Source organism: Mesotoga sp. UBA6090 (assembly GCF_002435945.1).
GTDB lineage: Bacteria > Thermotogota > Thermotogae > Petrotogales > Kosmotogaceae > Mesotoga.
Map to the genome: position 1 here is coordinate 24211 of NZ_DIXC01000044.1, position 14718 is coordinate 38928.

The 14718-nt window shown below is 43.1% G+C and carries 15 protein-coding genes and 1 pseudogene; 6 read left to right on the forward strand and 10 right to left on the reverse strand.

Going from position 1 to position 14718, the window contains the following annotated elements:
- Positions 1-34: 34 nt before the first annotated feature.
- The 4 genes from B3K42_RS07010 to B3K42_RS07025 form a co-directional block, all read right to left on the reverse strand.
- Positions 35-1372, reverse strand: a complete 1338-nt coding sequence (locus B3K42_RS07010) for a cyclic 2,3-diphosphoglycerate synthase (protein WP_292597851.1) — start codon at positions 1370-1372, stop codon at positions 35-37.
- A 155-nt stretch (positions 1373-1527) separates the two neighbouring features.
- A complete protein-coding gene (locus B3K42_RS07015) occupies positions 1528-1716 on the reverse strand; it encodes a hypothetical protein (protein ID WP_414674517.1) in 189 nt (62 codons plus the stop codon).
- Between the two features lie 5 nt (positions 1717-1721).
- Positions 1722-2798: a HesA/MoeB/ThiF family protein gene (locus tag B3K42_RS07020; RefSeq protein ID WP_292597853.1), complete on the reverse strand. Its 1077-nt coding sequence runs from the start codon at positions 2796-2798 to the stop codon at positions 1722-1724.
- A 367-nt stretch (positions 2799-3165) separates the two neighbouring features.
- On the reverse strand, positions 3166-4896 hold the full coding sequence (locus tag B3K42_RS07025; protein WP_292597856.1) for an ABC transporter ATP-binding protein: 1731 nt from the start codon (positions 4894-4896) through the stop codon (positions 3166-3168).
- Between the two features lie 285 nt (positions 4897-5181).
- On the opposite strand from B3K42_RS07025, the gene B3K42_RS07030 reads away from it, so the two are divergent.
- The 4 genes from B3K42_RS07030 to B3K42_RS07045 all read left to right on the forward strand — a co-directional run bounded on the left by B3K42_RS07030 (position 5182) and on the right by B3K42_RS07045 (position 7023).
- Positions 5182-5445, forward strand: a complete 264-nt coding sequence (locus B3K42_RS07030; protein ID WP_292597893.1) for a hypothetical protein — start codon at positions 5182-5184, stop codon at positions 5443-5445.
- A 43-nt stretch (positions 5446-5488) separates the two neighbouring features.
- A complete protein-coding gene (locus B3K42_RS07035) occupies positions 5489-5650 on the forward strand; it encodes a hypothetical protein (RefSeq protein ID WP_292597859.1) in 162 nt (53 codons plus the stop codon).
- A gap of 344 nt (positions 5651-5994) precedes the next feature.
- Entirely contained in the window at positions 5995-6732 is a 738-nt protein-coding gene (locus B3K42_RS07040; RefSeq protein WP_292597862.1) for a GNAT family N-acetyltransferase, read from the forward strand.
- A gap of 153 nt (positions 6733-6885) precedes the next feature.
- Positions 6886-7023 carry a cyclic nucleotide-binding domain-containing protein gene (locus B3K42_RS07045; protein WP_292597865.1) on the forward strand — a complete coding sequence of 46 codons (138 nt, stop codon included), beginning with the start codon at positions 6886-6888 and terminating at the stop codon, positions 7021-7023.
- A gap of 361 nt (positions 7024-7384) precedes the next feature.
- Here B3K42_RS07045 and B3K42_RS07050 read toward each other — a convergent pair whose 3' ends face one another.
- The 3 genes from B3K42_RS07050 to B3K42_RS07060 are packed head-to-tail and all read right to left on the reverse strand — an operon-like array spanning position 7385 to position 10172.
- Positions 7385-8041, reverse strand: a complete 657-nt coding sequence (locus B3K42_RS07050) for an HAD family hydrolase (protein WP_292597867.1) — start codon at positions 8039-8041, stop codon at positions 7385-7387.
- Positions 8038-9105, reverse strand: a complete 1068-nt coding sequence (locus B3K42_RS07055; protein WP_292597896.1) for a winged helix-turn-helix domain-containing protein — start codon at positions 9103-9105, stop codon at positions 8038-8040. The genes B3K42_RS07050 and B3K42_RS07055 overlap by 4 nt, the downstream gene beginning before the upstream one ends.
- A complete protein-coding gene (locus tag B3K42_RS07060) occupies positions 9105-10172 on the reverse strand; it encodes an ArsR/SmtB family transcription factor (protein ID WP_292597870.1) in 1068 nt (355 codons plus the stop codon). Before B3K42_RS07060 ends, B3K42_RS07055 begins: the two co-directional genes overlap by 1 nt.
- 1081 nt (positions 10173-11253) lie before the next feature.
- Here B3K42_RS07060 and queD point away from each other — a divergent pair.
- On the forward strand, positions 11254-11622 hold the full coding sequence (gene queD / locus B3K42_RS07065; RefSeq protein WP_292597873.1) for a 6-carboxytetrahydropterin synthase QueD: 369 nt from the start codon (positions 11254-11256) through the stop codon (positions 11620-11622).
- On the forward strand, positions 11616-12401 hold the full coding sequence (locus tag B3K42_RS07070) for an energy-coupling factor transporter transmembrane component T family protein (RefSeq protein WP_292597876.1): 786 nt from the start codon (positions 11616-11618) through the stop codon (positions 12399-12401). The genes queD and B3K42_RS07070 overlap by 7 nt, the downstream gene beginning before the upstream one ends.
- Here the strand turns inward: B3K42_RS07070 and B3K42_RS07075 are convergent.
- The 3 genes and pseudogenes from B3K42_RS07075 to B3K42_RS07085 all read right to left on the reverse strand — a co-directional run.
- Entirely contained in the window at positions 12391-13668 is a 1278-nt protein-coding gene (locus tag B3K42_RS07075) for a HEAT repeat domain-containing protein (RefSeq protein WP_292597879.1), read from the reverse strand. The two genes, B3K42_RS07070 and B3K42_RS07075, sit on opposite strands and share 11 nt — an antisense overlap.
- Position 13669: 1 nt before the next feature.
- Entirely contained in the window at positions 13670-14086 is a 417-nt protein-coding gene (locus B3K42_RS07080; protein ID WP_292597882.1) for a PulJ/GspJ family protein, read from the reverse strand.
- Positions 14061-14718: pseudogene (locus B3K42_RS07085) on the reverse strand (glutamate--tRNA ligase); the annotation flags it as partial. The pseudogene B3K42_RS07085 and the gene B3K42_RS07080, both read right to left, overlap by 26 nt.

Sequence of the window (14718 nt, forward strand, 5' to 3'; positions counted from 1 at the left end):
ACCGATTTGATCGGTCTCCTTTGTTCTTCATCAGTTATATGTTGTGCTTCTTAAGAAAGTCGTCAATTACATCTTCCAGATCAGGCTTTCCAATCTCCTGAAGCTCGTAGCCAATCCTTACTGCCGGCTTCTTGATATCAATGACTCTCCTAAGATCAATCGGAGTTCCGATTATCACAAGATCAACATCGGCCTTGTTTATGGTCTCCTCAAGCTCTTTCATTTGCTTCTCGCCGTATCCCATTGCAGGAAGGATCTGATCCAGATGACTATATTTCTCGTAAGTGGAGATAAGAGATCCCACTGCATATGGCCGCGGGTCAACTATCTCTGCAGCACCAAACTTCTTGGCCGCTACCCAACCTGCTCCGTATCTCATTCCACCGTGGGTAAGAGTCGGACCATCCTCGACAACAAGAACTCTCTTGCCTTTGATTTCGGAAGACTTACCACCCTCTATAGTAATCGGTGAAGCTCCGTCAACAACTACTGCACTTGGGTTGAATTTTGCTATGTTCTGGCGAACAATGTCGATATCCTCTGGAGAAGCCGTTTCCTCTTTGTTGATGACGATAACATCGGCCATCATGAGGTTTGCGAAGCCGGGGTAGTAGGTAGTCTCATGACCTGCTCTGTGAGGATCGGTCACCGTGATGTAGAGATCTGTCTTGTAGAAAGAGAAGTCGTTGTTTCCGCCATCCCAAATTATGACATCAACATCCTCTTTTTCTGCTTCCCTGAGAATCGCCTCGTAATCAACACCGGCGTAAATAACTGCCTTCCGATCTATATGAGGTTCGTATTCTTCTCTTTCTTCGATAGTGCACTCATGCTTATCGAGATCCGAGTAATTCGCATATCTTTGAACCTTCTGCTTAACAAGATCTCCATAAGGCATGGGATGCCTAATCGATACAACCTTCTTACCCTTTTCTCTTAGAATATCCAGGACTCTTCTAGTTGTCTGGCTCTTGCCACAGCCCGTTCTGACTGCGCAGATAGAGATTACCGGTTTCGTGGATTTAACCATTGTCTTGTTGGGTCCTAGGAGAACAAAATCTGCACCATGGGCGTTTGTGATTGCTGCCCTTTCCATAACGTACTGATGCGGAAGATCGCTGTAAGCAAGTACTACCTGATCAATCTTGTGCTCATCTATCAGCTTCCCAAAATTTTCTTCCGGTAGTATAGCAATACCATTGGGATAGAGTTTTCCTGCGAGCTCTGCAGGATACTTCTTTCCATCAATTCCAGGAATCTGCGTCGCCGTGAAGGCTACTACTTCGAACTCTTCATTGTCTCTGTAATAAGTATTGAAGTTATGAAAGTCCCTTCCGGCCGCACCGAGAATCAAGACCTTTTTCTTTTCCAATTTCTCCACCTCCATCTATTTTTTTGCTATCCATCTTAAATTCTACATTCAAAATAATCTCCGTACAAAAAAACCTATTTCGCGCACCAAACGATGGCGGTCAAAAGAAAGCACTATATGTTCTTATGCGCAAGTATGCGTCGGTATGCGCCAGTTTATCCTCCGTTAGCAGCACTGATTATGAGAACTCTCGACTTCACCGGGATCATCTCCCCTTTCCTTACTAGTCGACCATTCACCATAACCAGAACGGAGACCCGCCCAAGTCGAGTCTCCTTTATCAGTTCACCGTAACTCAGATCTCTATCGAAATTCCACTTCTTGTCTCCGTAGACAACTTCCAAAAGAGTCACCTCTTCGCTAATGAACAAACCGGACAGTCTTTCCTGCGTTCAACAGATATTTCTTCAAATCTGTTTTTTTTCAGATCGAACCAAAAGACTTTGCCTTCATAGCTTCTGTTATTAAGGTAGGTCGTCACCATAGCCGCTTCGAACAACCCGCCAAAGTAACTCGTGAATGATAGAATGCCTCTGGAAGCCTCTGTGTCTATCCTGTTGTCTCCCATGAAACATCTGTAGCACGGTGTCCTTCTGTCTCTTAACATCACATATCCGCTCGACCCTTCAACTCCCGAATCGACAAAGGGAATGCCATTACGATAACAAGCATCATTAATCAAATATCTAGTTTCAAAACTGTCAACACAGCTCACAACAATATCCGGCTTCTCCGACTTGACGGAAACCGGATCAAATTCTCTCTCATAGACTTTAGCCCTGACCCCGCCATAGTAAGTAGATAGCTTTCGCTCAAGAACGCTGGCCTTTGAAAGACCAACATCCCCATAATCGTAGAATATTTGTCGGTGCAAATTGTTAAGTTTTACCTTTCCGGGTTCAATGATGCAGATATCATCGATACCGTTCTCTAGTAAGGTCTTTATCAACGGAGTCCCTAATCCTCCAGCTCCAACAACCATTACCCTTCCCTTTCGGGAGATTTTCTCGAGATTCACGGGAAGCTCCTCGACAGGAGTTTTACTCGAAACCTCATTCATAAACCAGAAAAACACTCTTCCGGCAATTACCGGCGAAAACATTATCGGCAGAGTATGTGGAAAGGTTACGACTTTCTTCCCATCATCTTCCGAAATCCTTATTTCATCTCCATCTCTGAATTCCATAGTTTCTTTCTGCCTGTAGATCAAAGGTGAGTAAAATGGAAGGATTTTTTGTCTCGGAAAATCTCTTGTGATACCGGAAAGACCACTCCTTATTAACAATTCCGCTACCATCTCTTCCATCGTACCCGAGAGTCCGCCGAAAGTCTCCTCTGCCAGTCGCAGAAGGAAAGATCTTGTCACTCCCTTGACTAGCAGCTGCCGTTCATACCATCTGAAAAGAAACTCCCTTTCAATATCCATAAGCATCCCTCCACGGAACTCCGGCTAGCATTCAAGTATAACAAATAAACCTTAACGGACAATCCGGCAGCCATAATTGTCTAGGTGGTGAAAAGCTATTTCTCCAAACCGAAAGGTCTGATGACTGGGAAAAAGCGGAAAGACTGTAACTCTATGAATCACCTCTAGAAGGGAGACAGTATTCTTCTGCATTGTCAGGTCGTATGCGACATGCTTCCTCTGACCATCAACATTGGCAAACGTTGAGAAATTGCTGAGAGAACTATCTTGGCAATTCATTTCGAGATAATCTGAAAAGACTCCTCGAAGAGTTTGTCTCAACAGTCCTCAGTCCACCCGACATATACTCGAATATGGAAACAAGCGATCACATATCTGGTATGTAACCCTTAAACTGTGCTCTGTAAAGTCTCGCATAGTGTCCGCCCTTCTTAAGAAGTTCATCATGGCTGTCTTTTTCGATTATCCCGTCACTGGTTATCACAACTATCTCGTCGGCATTCTTTATAGTCGAAAGTCTGTGGGCAATTACAAGGGTCGTGCGTCCCTTCGAGAGAGCTTCAAGAGATTCCTGTATCTTAAGTTCAGTCTCATTGTCCAGTGCAGAAGTAGCTTCATCAAGGATTAGAAGGGGCGGATTCTTCAAGAACACTCGGGCAATCGATATTCTCTGTTTTTGCCCTCCGGAAAGCATAACGCCTCTTTCGCCCACATATGAATCGTATCCGTGTTCTAGACTCAGAATGAAATCATGGATGTTTGCTCTTTTGGCTGCTTCAATTATCTCTTCATCTGACGCGTCGCCCTTACCATAAGCAATATTATCCCGAATACTTCCTGCAAAAAGAAAAACGTCCTGCTGAACAATCCCAATTTGGCTCCTCAACGAATTCAGAGTAACATCACGAATGTCTGTTCCATCTATTGTAATCTTTCCGCTAGTAACATCATAGAACCTTGGAATCAGGTGACAAAGCGTTGTCTTTCCTCCTCCTGAAGGTCCAACAAGAGCGACCATTTTTCCTGCGGGAATATGGAGGCTAACATTGGTAAGGACGTTTACTCCGCCCTCATAGGCAAAAGATACTTCTTCTACTCTGATGTCCCCCTTGACATCGGTTAACTCAATCGCATCGGGAGAGTCAGTAATACTGGACTTAGTTTCCATTATCTCCACAAACCTCTCAAAACCAGACATACCGTCTTCATATTGTTGCGCAAACTGCATAAGTCTCCTTATCGGTTGCAGAAACAGATCGACGTAGAGAAAGTATGCCACAAAGCCTCCGACGGTTATCTCACCAGAATAAGTCAGGTAACCTCCAAATGCAAGAACTGTTACTTTGAGCATGTTCATCATCAGATCGATACCGGTTGTCATTTCTGCCATCGATTTGAAAGCGAATTGCCTTGATTCTTTGAATTCCTGGTTCCCAAGATCGAACTTGTTTTTTTCGAACTCCTCATTGGTAAATGACTGAGCTACTCTAATTCCGGAAATGCTGTTTTCGAGCTGTGCGTTAACGTTTGCTATCTTCTTCCTCACCAATCTGAATGCCTTTGCCATCTTCTGTCTCTTATTGACACCATACCAGATCATAAAAGGAATATAGGCAAAAACAACTAGAGTTAACCTCCAGTCATTCTGCATTAGAATAAAGAAGGCTCCAACCAAAGTAACAGTCGAAATGAAGAGATCCTCAGGACCATGATGCGCAAGCTCTGTAATCTCTCGCAGATCGTTCACTATCCTGGACATAATCTTTCCGGTTCTAACTTTGTCAAAGTAACTGAAGGACAACGTTTGAAGATGAGAGAAGATATCTTTTCTCATGTTATATTCCATTCTTACCCCCACAACATGACCCCAATAGTTTACCACATAGTTGAACACGGCTCTCAGAACAAAGAGCAGCGCCATAACTACGGCGATAATGACAATCCCTCTCATATTCCCGGAAGGTATATAATTATCGAGCGCTAATGTGGTGAACCTGGGAAATACCAGATCAATTCCCGCAATCATGAAAGCACATGCCATATCAAGTATGAATAGCCTTAGATGTGGCCGATAGTAGGCTATGAATTTTCGAATCATCGCAAGCCTCCTTAGTAAGGTAAGCGTCTCAATTCTACATTAGAATCCTCTAGATAACAAGTTTCCAAGCGATAACTGTCAGAATGAAGCCCCGTGGAGTCCAGAGTTCGGGGAATTTGAGATTTGCATTGATGAGCTAACAGTGAAATCTACTATATTAAAATTAATGAGCATATCTATGCAAGTCATAAGAGAGGAATAATGTGTCAGAAGTAGTTACGCTTTACAAGACCAAGTATGGAAAAAAAGTAAGCAACTTGGATTGCCAAAGAAGTCGGAGCAGAAATATTTAATGTTGATGACTTCAATCCTGGGAATCTTCATAATTACAACGTTATTGTCTATGGAGGATCGCTATACGCCACAGGCATCATTGGGCTGCCAAGATTTAGGAAGAGCATAGAAACTCTCAAGGGCAAAAAAGTGATCGTCTTCTCTGTCGGCGCTTCTCAGGCAAAGCCCAAAGCACTTGAAGATATCATGGCAAAGGATTTTTCTCTCGAAATGGCCAGATTTGTGGCATTCTATCATCTGAGGGGAAGGTTTTGACTTCAAGAAGCTGAAGCTCAGAGACAAGATCCTGATGTCAATGTTGAAGATGAAACTGAAGGCTAAGAAGAAACGAGGAAAAGAACTAACCGACGATGAGAATGGTATGCTTGCAGCATACAGAAGTGCGGTAGATTTCACCAGCACGATGTTTACTGAACCAATTGTCGAAAGTGTCAGTAGATTTCGTAAAAAGGAACGATGACTAATCAACCTGTCGGGAGGAAGTCACCTGGGAATCTCAAGTGAGTCAGACAAAATTACTGCCAGTTCGTCAAGCCTAGACCCAAAGAGATCCTAAAGGTTGAATTCCCGGAAGACGATTGTTTTTCTACCAGCTATTCGCGCCTTTTACAACTCTTGTTGTGAAAGCTTAATAGTAAGTTGTAGTTGTAGTATTATGTTGCTGATGAGAGCTACTTGAAAACATTGAAAACGTCTATCAAGAGTAAGAATGAGGTTTTCCTGTTTTCCTCACTTGAACCGTGCAAGTAATTCGATTGGTCCAATTGGAGGATTCAGTAAGAAACAATACAGATTGGAGGCACTATGTCAAGAATTCGAATGCTTGAAGAAATTTCTCTTAATTTGTGGCCCGCAATTGATTCTAGGTTCAGGGACGGCTGGATAATAAGATATGCAGGCGGATATACAAATAGGGCAAACTCAGTGTATCCGCTATATGAAACTTTCGAAGCATTGAATTACAAGATCGAAGAGGTTAAGCATTTCTATACTTCAAAAGGGCTGCCTCCGATGTTCAAACTCACATCAGATTCAAAACCAGCTTGTCTCGATAATGTACTAGGAGAACTAGGATTTGAAGAAAAGGATCGGGCTCTTGTAATGACAAAGGTAATTGCCGGTAAGCCTTGTGATCTTTCCGATCTGGATGTCCTCTCCAGTCCAGAAGACAGATGGCTTGAACTATTCTTCTCGCTCAATAAGAGGGCAAGAGAAAATCAAGTGTGGGCAAAAAGGCTGTTAACATCGCTCCCTCCAAAAAGCTCGTTTGTGCTTCTGAAAAAGAAAAGGAGGGCTGTCGGTTGCGGTTTTGCCGTAATCCAGAGTGATTTTATGGGGCTATTTGGAATAGCTGTGAGAGAGACTGAACGGCGAAAAGGATATGGAAGAGAGATAACTGAAAAACTCCTGGAAGTTGGGAGGAAAAGAGGCGCAAAGATCGCTTATCTTCAAGTCGATGAACCGAACAGAAATGCCATAGCCCTTTATTCGAAGATTGGTTTTCATGAGGAATACCAGTACTGGTACAGAGTTGGTGAATAGATGCTGCATACTGTTGATATCTTCAGAGATCTGACTTTTCAGGAAAGAGAAGAAGTACTTTCGGGTTCACGGACAATAACTTATTTGAGCAATCAAATCATCTATACGCCAGAAGACAAATGGGATTCGCTTAGCATAGTTCTCAAAGGCTAATTGAGGATATCGAAGCTACTTCCTTCTGGCCAGGAACAGATCATCAAACACTTTGAGAAAGGAGAGGTGTTTGGCGAAGCTCTCGTATTTGCCGGAAGAAAATATGCTTCATACGCGGTGTCAGAAGAAGATTCGTAGATTCTTAATATCCCGAAGGGAGTACTTCTAAGCGCCTTCAAAAACCAGCGTTTTCTGCTATCCTATCCCAGAAGCATTTCTGAAAAGACCCTCAACCTTTCGGGTATCATTGAGATGCTTTCACTTGCCACCGTGAAGAAGAAGATCGCCATTTATCTGCTGGAACTATCTCTGGAGAAGGAAACTCATGTCTTTAGTCTTCCGTGCTCAAAAAAGATGCTGGCGAACCTCATGGGATCAACCAGAGAGAGGTAGTATCCAGAAATTTCTCTGAGTTACAGAGAGAAGTAATCATCTCTATGCCTGACAGAAATACAGTTGAGATAAGGAATCTGAAGCGGTTGGAAGGTATTCTTTTCGATTAAGCGTTGCCGTTCAGAACCGTTTCAAGGTACTCCTTGACTCCGTAGAGATCATCAAATACATGACTTGAAGCTGACAGATCAAGGTGAGCGTTCTCTCCGTGTCTAACTCCAAGCACTTCCATTCCAGCCCCAATACCACTCTTGATGCCATTTGGCGAGTCTTCAATGACTATGCACTCTTCAGGATTTACCCCCAGGAGCTCTGAGGCTTTAAGATAGATCATAGGTGAGGGCTTTGATTCATCTACTTCATCGCCACCCACAATTATTTCGAAGTAATCTAACACACCAATCTTCTTCATGAGTTCCTCTACTGCCACCTTCTCTGTAGACGATGCTATAGCCAGTTCTACCTTTTCAGATAGGAAATCAAGAAGATTTACTAATCCGGGATTTGGAACCAATGTATCTCTTGCAAGTTTCAAGTATCTTTCCATGTATCTCCTGCCGAACTCTTCAGGCTCAATTTCAATCCCTGCTGTCTGGACAACAACTTTCTGGGTTTCAGACATCTTTAGACCCATCTGTCTTTCAAACAACTCGACGCTGATTTTCCCACCAAGCTCATCTACAAGCTCTGTGCAAGCTCTTCTATAAATCTTTTCCGAATCGATAATCACTCCGTCCATATCGAATATTGCTGCTCTAATCATCTCTTCTCCTTTATGTTCAACAGATTTCTAATGTCTGCTACTGCCCTGCTTATAGTCTCCCTTCTCACACAGATTATGCTACTAAATGGGTCTATATCGATCAACGATGATTTGAAGAGAAGTCCCATATGGTAAGAAATCGTTGACTTGGCCAGACCAGTGAATTCAACCAGATCTTTTTGCAGGGCTGGCTCCTTGCTCAGCCTCTTCAGGATCTTGAATCTCGTCTCATCAGACAACACTTTCAGAAGGCTTCTCAACCTCACTTCCTCAGGAATTCTCCCTGAGAAGTCTTCGGTAACCTCTTCAAGACCCATTATCAGAAGGTGAAACGTTGGATAAGTCATCAGACCAGAGTTTGTGTGAGGCACTGAATTCTGAAGTGTTATGTATAGAGGCTTGCTCTCATCAAGAGTAATGCCATAATAGTCGAGGAAGTTCGAAAAAGCGTCTTTGACTTTCTGGGGTGAATTATTCTCCATGTAGCCTTTAACAAGGCCTATATTCAACTCTCTTAAGCCACTACGTTCATAGTAATCAAGAATTCTAAGCGTGTTAGAGGAAAGAAAATCCATTGCGGTCTTTGGAAAGAAAAGCAATTGGTTAATGAACCATATCGTGTCTGCACTTGTGCCACCGATTGCCTCAACCGCCTTCGAAACCTTCTGGGGTTCCTCAAGTATCATTTTCTTCAGATCATGGTGAGAAATCCTTAGCCTCCTATCAGCAAACACCTGAATGAAGCGATCCTTTATTAACTCAAGCCCTTCATCCTGTACGTTCAAGCTCTCCTCAATCTTCACAATCATCCCGTCCTGAAGCTTCTGCCTTATCGGAAAGAGAATTGGAGCCATAACGCCTAGCTCGTTCATGAAGGTTGTGTACATTCTTGTCGACCATTCTCCGTCCTTCAGTAGTAATTCCCGGAATTCCATTAGCTGGGCAGAAGGTTCGTAGTCCACTCCCAATGTCTTTAACACTTTCTCAACCGGGCCTGTGTTAAGCGAAAACTGAATGGCCATTGTCAAATCGTATATTTCGAAATAGCCGGCTATCATCTCCATCAACTTTCACCTTCATCGTAAAGCATCTCAAGCCTTCTGAGTATCTTTTCAAGCCGCTCTTTATTCAACGAGAAGTACACTCGCCGGTGGTCTTTACGGCTAGTGACGAGTGCGAGTTCTGCTAACGTTGAGAGATGGTATGAAACCGTCGCTTTTGAGAGACCGACAATCTTGGATAGCTCATCCACATATTTCGAATCATCAGATATAGCTTTCAAGATCTGCATTTTTGTCTGATCGGAAAGATTTCTTAGAAATAATCTGAGGGTGTTGTCTGTTATGACGGAATTCATTATCTCTTCAATCTGTTTGAAGTGCTCACTGAAAATTATGAGCTGGGTATTGCAGACGCTAGAAAACTTGAGTCCCGAATACTTCAGAGTATTTTGAAACAGCAAGTGAAGGGGTAGATCCTCCCTTGCCTTGATTCCGTAGAATTCAAGAAAATCCTCTGCAACTTCCTCATACTCCTCGGCTTTGAATAGCTTCAGCCTTTCAACGACCTTGTCACGATTCCTCTTTCTTAAACCAGATTGCTCATAGTATTTCTTAAGTTCACTCAGCGCGAAGAGAAGGATTTCCTTTGATTGTCTTGGGAATTTTATCAATTGGGTGATAAACCACGTTGTGTTTTCTGAAAGATCTTCTGCCTTTTCAACAGCCTCGGAGACAATACTAAAGTCGCCCTCGAGTGTCTTGCACGCGTCCTCCTGAGAAAGATTCAAATTGTTTAGCATGATGCTAGCCACAACGCATCTGGCTCTGTCTTCAAATTTACTTGCAAGACTCTCGATAGAATCCTCAAGCGGTATCTCTCGCCCGGGTTCATCCGGAAAGTCACAGAAAAAAATGACGCTGTCCTTAATCTCAGAAAAGACATCGACAGCCATCCTTATCGACCAGTTTTCGCTACTGTTGACCTGATCAAGGAATTCCCGAAGTTCTCCTCCAGGCTCGAAATCCAATCCAAGGTCATGAGACACCGCCTCAAAACAACTCTTTCTGTCTGCAAAGCCGCATGCCATTAAAATCTCGACGAGTTCAACGTATCCCGGTATGATCTTCAAGGAATACACCTCTCCAGTTCGACTTGTATTGAATTATAGCATAGATAATGTTAGAGAGACATGGAACCATACTTCTCTGCTCCTTCGCCCATTTGAAGAAATTCGCTTCTTTTCTCATTATATACGCTAAATGGTTTTCACCATTGATACCTTAAATACATGATCAAAGCAGGTTGAACGACTTAATTGATATATTGTTAGAAGTTCATCGATCCTTAACAATCATAGTTTGACAAGCATCAAACACGGTGCTATTATCTAAATGTAAGAGATGGATCGAACGAAGGCAAAAGGAGGAGTCGATTATGAAGAAGAGATCACTGAAAATCAGAAAAGACATTCAAAAAGAAATCGACATGGCGAGATCGGCTTCTGCAAGATACGGAAACTTTCTAGCTTTATAAACTAATTACACCAGTAGAATCGCGATAAATAAGCAACCCCCCTTTTCCCCCACGGAAAGAAAGATGACTTCGGGTCTCAGCAGAGGCCCTTTTTTTGTGTCTTGAAGTCAAAAATCAAGAGAATCCGAAAGCTTATTCCAAAGAATGCCCAGCCAACTTCCAGAAGGTTGGAAACGTTCAATACTTTGGGGTTTCAACTCTCGCTCTCTATCCTTTCGATTGCTCTTTTTTGATCTCGTCCGGTAACTTTCCGCGACCAATCCCCTACCCAGTTCGATGTAAATCTTTCATTGCAATAGTAGCAATTAGTTAGACGACGATCAAACATTTCTTTGTTGATGTAACAGTTATATAACCTTGAAGAAGGCTCTAAGTGGTTTATCGGCTCATAGCTGCTAGCAGCTTGTTCAGAAATCCTATGCTCTGGTCATCTGTTTCCCAATGACTGCCGTCCTAACCGGCGTCTCATTTCACGCTCTACTATGCTTCTTGTCTAATTTCTTCTTCATTGTGTGGTGACCACCGATGTTAATCACCATCCAGAGGATTCCTCCGTTAGATGGCCCAAACAAATGATAGATATTTCTTGAGTTTTGGTTCTGACAAGTGAGAATACGATATGATAGTTGCATAGGAAGGTCTGTATTGTTTGTGAGAAAGGACGGTGATAGAGACCAATGTTTTTCCTAACTAAGGAGTTCACATTTGATGCGGCTCACAATCTTACAAGCTATCACGGAAAGTGTGAAAAGCTTCACGGTCACACCTATAAGCTACAGATAACAGTTGCAGGAGAGAAGAATCAAGAGGATATGGTCGTTGATTTTTTGCAGCTAAAAGATATTGTCAAATCGGAAGTTTTGAACTTACTCGATCATGCATACATAAACGATGTTATACCTCAGCCGACCGCAGAGAACATCGCTGAGTGGATATTCAAACGCCTGGCTTCCAAGGTTGGCGGGAGCCATTACGAGCTATATGAAGTGGCGGTGTGGGAAACACCGACTAGCTTTGTTCGTTATAGGGGGAGAGATGTTTGGTAGGAATTCCACTCGGGCGTTTCGTTCCAGCTGATTCGATTATTCACAACTTGTCACCAGTAGCAAAGACCATATCCTTTGTTTCTCTTGCAGTTGGCTCTCTGTTTCTGAACGGGATTGTAGATTTCACAATCTTCTTATCACTTTGGATAATTCTCTCCGGACTTTCGGCAGTTCCTTTCAGGGAGTACATGAAGACACTCCGTGGGATAAGATTTTTGATCCTGCTGATTGTGGTCTTTCAGATCCTTTTCTCTCATGGAAAAGTCTTGCTTGACCTAAAAGTATTGAGAATCACGGAAGAAGGTTTAATTAACGCTGTTGTGCTTTCGGCGAGAATGATTCTTGCCGTGCTTTTCAGTATAGTACTTTCACTCACGACATCTCCCCTCGAGATCTCTTTTTCTGTGGAAGAGATTATTGGCAAATTCCCTGCCGGCAAGAAACGGTCTTCTGAACTTGGGATGGCACTTTCGTTGACGCTTACGTTCATCCCACTGATCTCTCTTCAAACAAACCGAATAATAATGGCACAGAAGGCGAGGGGCGTTGAGTTCGACAAAGGAAGCTTTCCTTCAAGAGTGAAAAACTCGCTATCAGTAGTGATCCCGGTAATTACGACATCACTGAAAAAGGCTCAGGATACTGCCGCCGCCCTTCAGATTAGGGGTTACAAACCCGGACATAAGTTAACTAGCCTTAGGGAAAAGCGTTGGTCTTCAAACGACTCGATTCTTCTAGTGGTAACGATCTTTTCAGTTCTGAGTGCCATCATACTGTAAAGCCAAAAAGGTCTGCTAAACGAGAAGGATTGATCCTTGCCATGGCTCGGGCAGATGCTAGCCTGAGACGGCTTTCGTTGGAAGCATCCAGTACTATTCCCTCAAGATGCGGGAGAAGACCGTCCAGTTTAAGAAGACCTGCTACTGAAGAAGCGAGTATTCTTGTCTGAAGCTCCTCTTTTCTGTTAGAAAGAATCCTTCCAACGTGGTCTCCCGTGTCTATGGTCTTGAGTTTCTTAATTGCTCTCAACGATGCCTTCTTTAGCCTCGATGATGTCGACATGAGCGACTCGTCGATCACGTCCTCAATAGAATGATCCATGAGATTAGCCAGAGCCTCAATACACACGGCTCTCACTCTGTCAGAAGGATCCTCCAGTCCAGCATGGAGAATCTCAACTGCGGAAGGCTCAACCAAACCCTTGACATATTGAGCACCAACGAACCTAATCTCTTCATCTTCCGAATCCATGAACCTTTCTGCAGCCTTCAGTAGAGAAACATCATATCCTTTGATCTTTCTACAGGTCTTCAGAGCAGCTATTGCAACGGTTCTATCCTCGGATTCGATGAGCTTTCTTAGTGCAGGAAGCGAAATCTCTTCAGGGAAAGACTCAAAAGCCTCGACCAGGGTTTGCTTAATATTGGCGGCACGAAAGTCTTTTAGAAGAACAAGCATTCTTTCAGCAGTACTCGAATTCCGCTGGCCCAATTTTGAAAGCAAAGCAATTTTCTGAAATTTTCTTGATAGAGAAGAGAGTTCCTCTTCTTTCAGTTCGAGTTCTCCATTGAAGGCTGCCAGAATTCTTCGAATGTCACTGCTGGGATCCTCGTCAAACTCTTTGAGAAGTTCGCTCTCTCCAGCTTCTGCAAGAGCTATTACGAAAGTCTTTCTAACCTTCTTTGAAGGATCTGCGGCAATTCTCCTCGCCAGTTCTTCATCTTCATAGCCAAACTCAGTTAGCTCCTTTACCGTTGTACTACGAACCAGGTCTGATGGATCATCTAAGGCTTTGAGTATCGTGTCGCGACCCTCACCAGCTTTTGCCATTGAAGCAACAGCGTTTTTCCTGACTTCGGGAGATGGATCTTCCAGAAAGGATTCGATATTCTCTATCTTCATCTCTCTATCGGAGGCAGACTTCAGAGCCCTGGCCCTAACATATGCCGAAGGTGAATCCAGCATCTCTTTCAGATTCATTTCGGCTCTTAAGAAAATCTCCTCTTCAATTGCCTGAAGCATCTTTCTTATTTCTTTTGGATTCATTTCATCCACCTTCAGTCCTAATCAGGATTTCTTTTTCATCAATAATAAATCTGACTATCCCTTTTTCTTCAAAAAAGCCGGCCGACTTTCGAAATTCAGTCACCGTGTTATATGAGTTACCGGATCTTCTCATTATTCTGTTACCGGAAACGTAATATCTGATTCTCTTGTACTGACCGTCAACAATAACGTCGAAGCTAATGAAGGAGGTCCCCCACGAAAAGTTCCCGACTGAACGGTTGAGATCTCTTTCAATAACATCGAAGGTTCTGGATAGAGCCATGTAGGCCTTCGTTTCTTTCACTATGCTGAATGACATCGCCAGTGACAAGTTCACTATCTTGAAAATAGATATTAGCAGCAACGCTGATACAGCAAGAGAAACAACCATCTCAATCAGAGAGATTCCCTTCTTCATACTCTATCATTTCGAGCAGACTCTCCAATCTCTCAACAACTCTATCTCGGCCAAGCACCGAAATCGTTTCGAAAAGCCCCGGAGTCACGAGTCTGCCCGTTACCCCCCCTCTTAGAGTCTGAAAAGTATTCTTCTTTGACGTGATCTTTTCCTCTGCAAGCTCTCTAACGGTCTTTTCAACAGCCTCGACGGACCAGTCAAGCGCGTCTTCAAACTTTCTAATTGCCGCAGATATTAGATCCTTGCTCCATTCATTGTGCAAATATTTGACAACGTAGTCTTCTTCATAGTCGACTTCATCGCTGAAAAAGGGAGCTGAGAAATCGAACAATTGTTCAAGAGTATTGATCTTTTCTCTGGACATTGTAAGGACTTCTCTAGAATAAAATTGATCGGCTTCGATTCTGGCATAGTAGTCGAATCTTCCTGTAAACTTCAACCACAGTCCAAACTGTACGACCAGCTCTTCGGGTTCGAGCAATCTCAAGTGTTTTCCATTGATCCATTCCAGCTTTTCGTAATCGAAGACTACACCCTTATTAGAGATATCGGAAGGAATAAAATCTCTGACTTTCTCATGATAGTCGAAGATTTCCTGATCTACTGTCCATCCGAGAAGGGCTAGATAGTTC

Bases quoted from the DNA above. Each gene is read 5' to 3' on its own strand.
- B3K42_RS07050 (WP_292597867.1), bottom strand. From the start codon at position 8,041: ATGATTAGAGCAGCAATATTCGATATGGACGGAGTGATTATCGATTCG.
- B3K42_RS07055 (WP_292597896.1), bottom strand. From the start codon at position 9,105: ATGGAGATGATAGCCGGCTATTTCGAAATATACGATTTGACAATGGCC.
- B3K42_RS07075 (WP_292597879.1), bottom strand. From the start codon at position 13,668: ATGAATCCAAAAGAAATAAGAAAGATGCTTCAGGCAATTGAAGAGGAG.
- B3K42_RS07040 (WP_292597862.1), top strand. From the start codon at position 5,995: ATGTCAAGAATTCGAATGCTTGAAGAAATTTCTCTTAATTTGTGGCCC.
- B3K42_RS07080 (WP_292597882.1), bottom strand. From the start codon at position 14,086: ATGAAGAAGGGAATCTCTCTGATTGAGATGGTTGTTTCTCTTGCTGTA.
- B3K42_RS07020 (WP_292597853.1), bottom strand. From the start codon at position 2,798: ATGGATATTGAAAGGGAGTTTCTTTTCAGATGGTATGAACGGCAGCTG.
- queD (WP_292597873.1), top strand. From the start codon at position 11,254: ATGTTTTTCCTAACTAAGGAGTTCACATTTGATGCGGCTCACAATCTT.
- B3K42_RS07025 (WP_292597856.1), bottom strand. From the start codon at position 4,896: ATGATTCGAAAATTCATAGCCTACTATCGGCCACATCTAAGGCTATTC.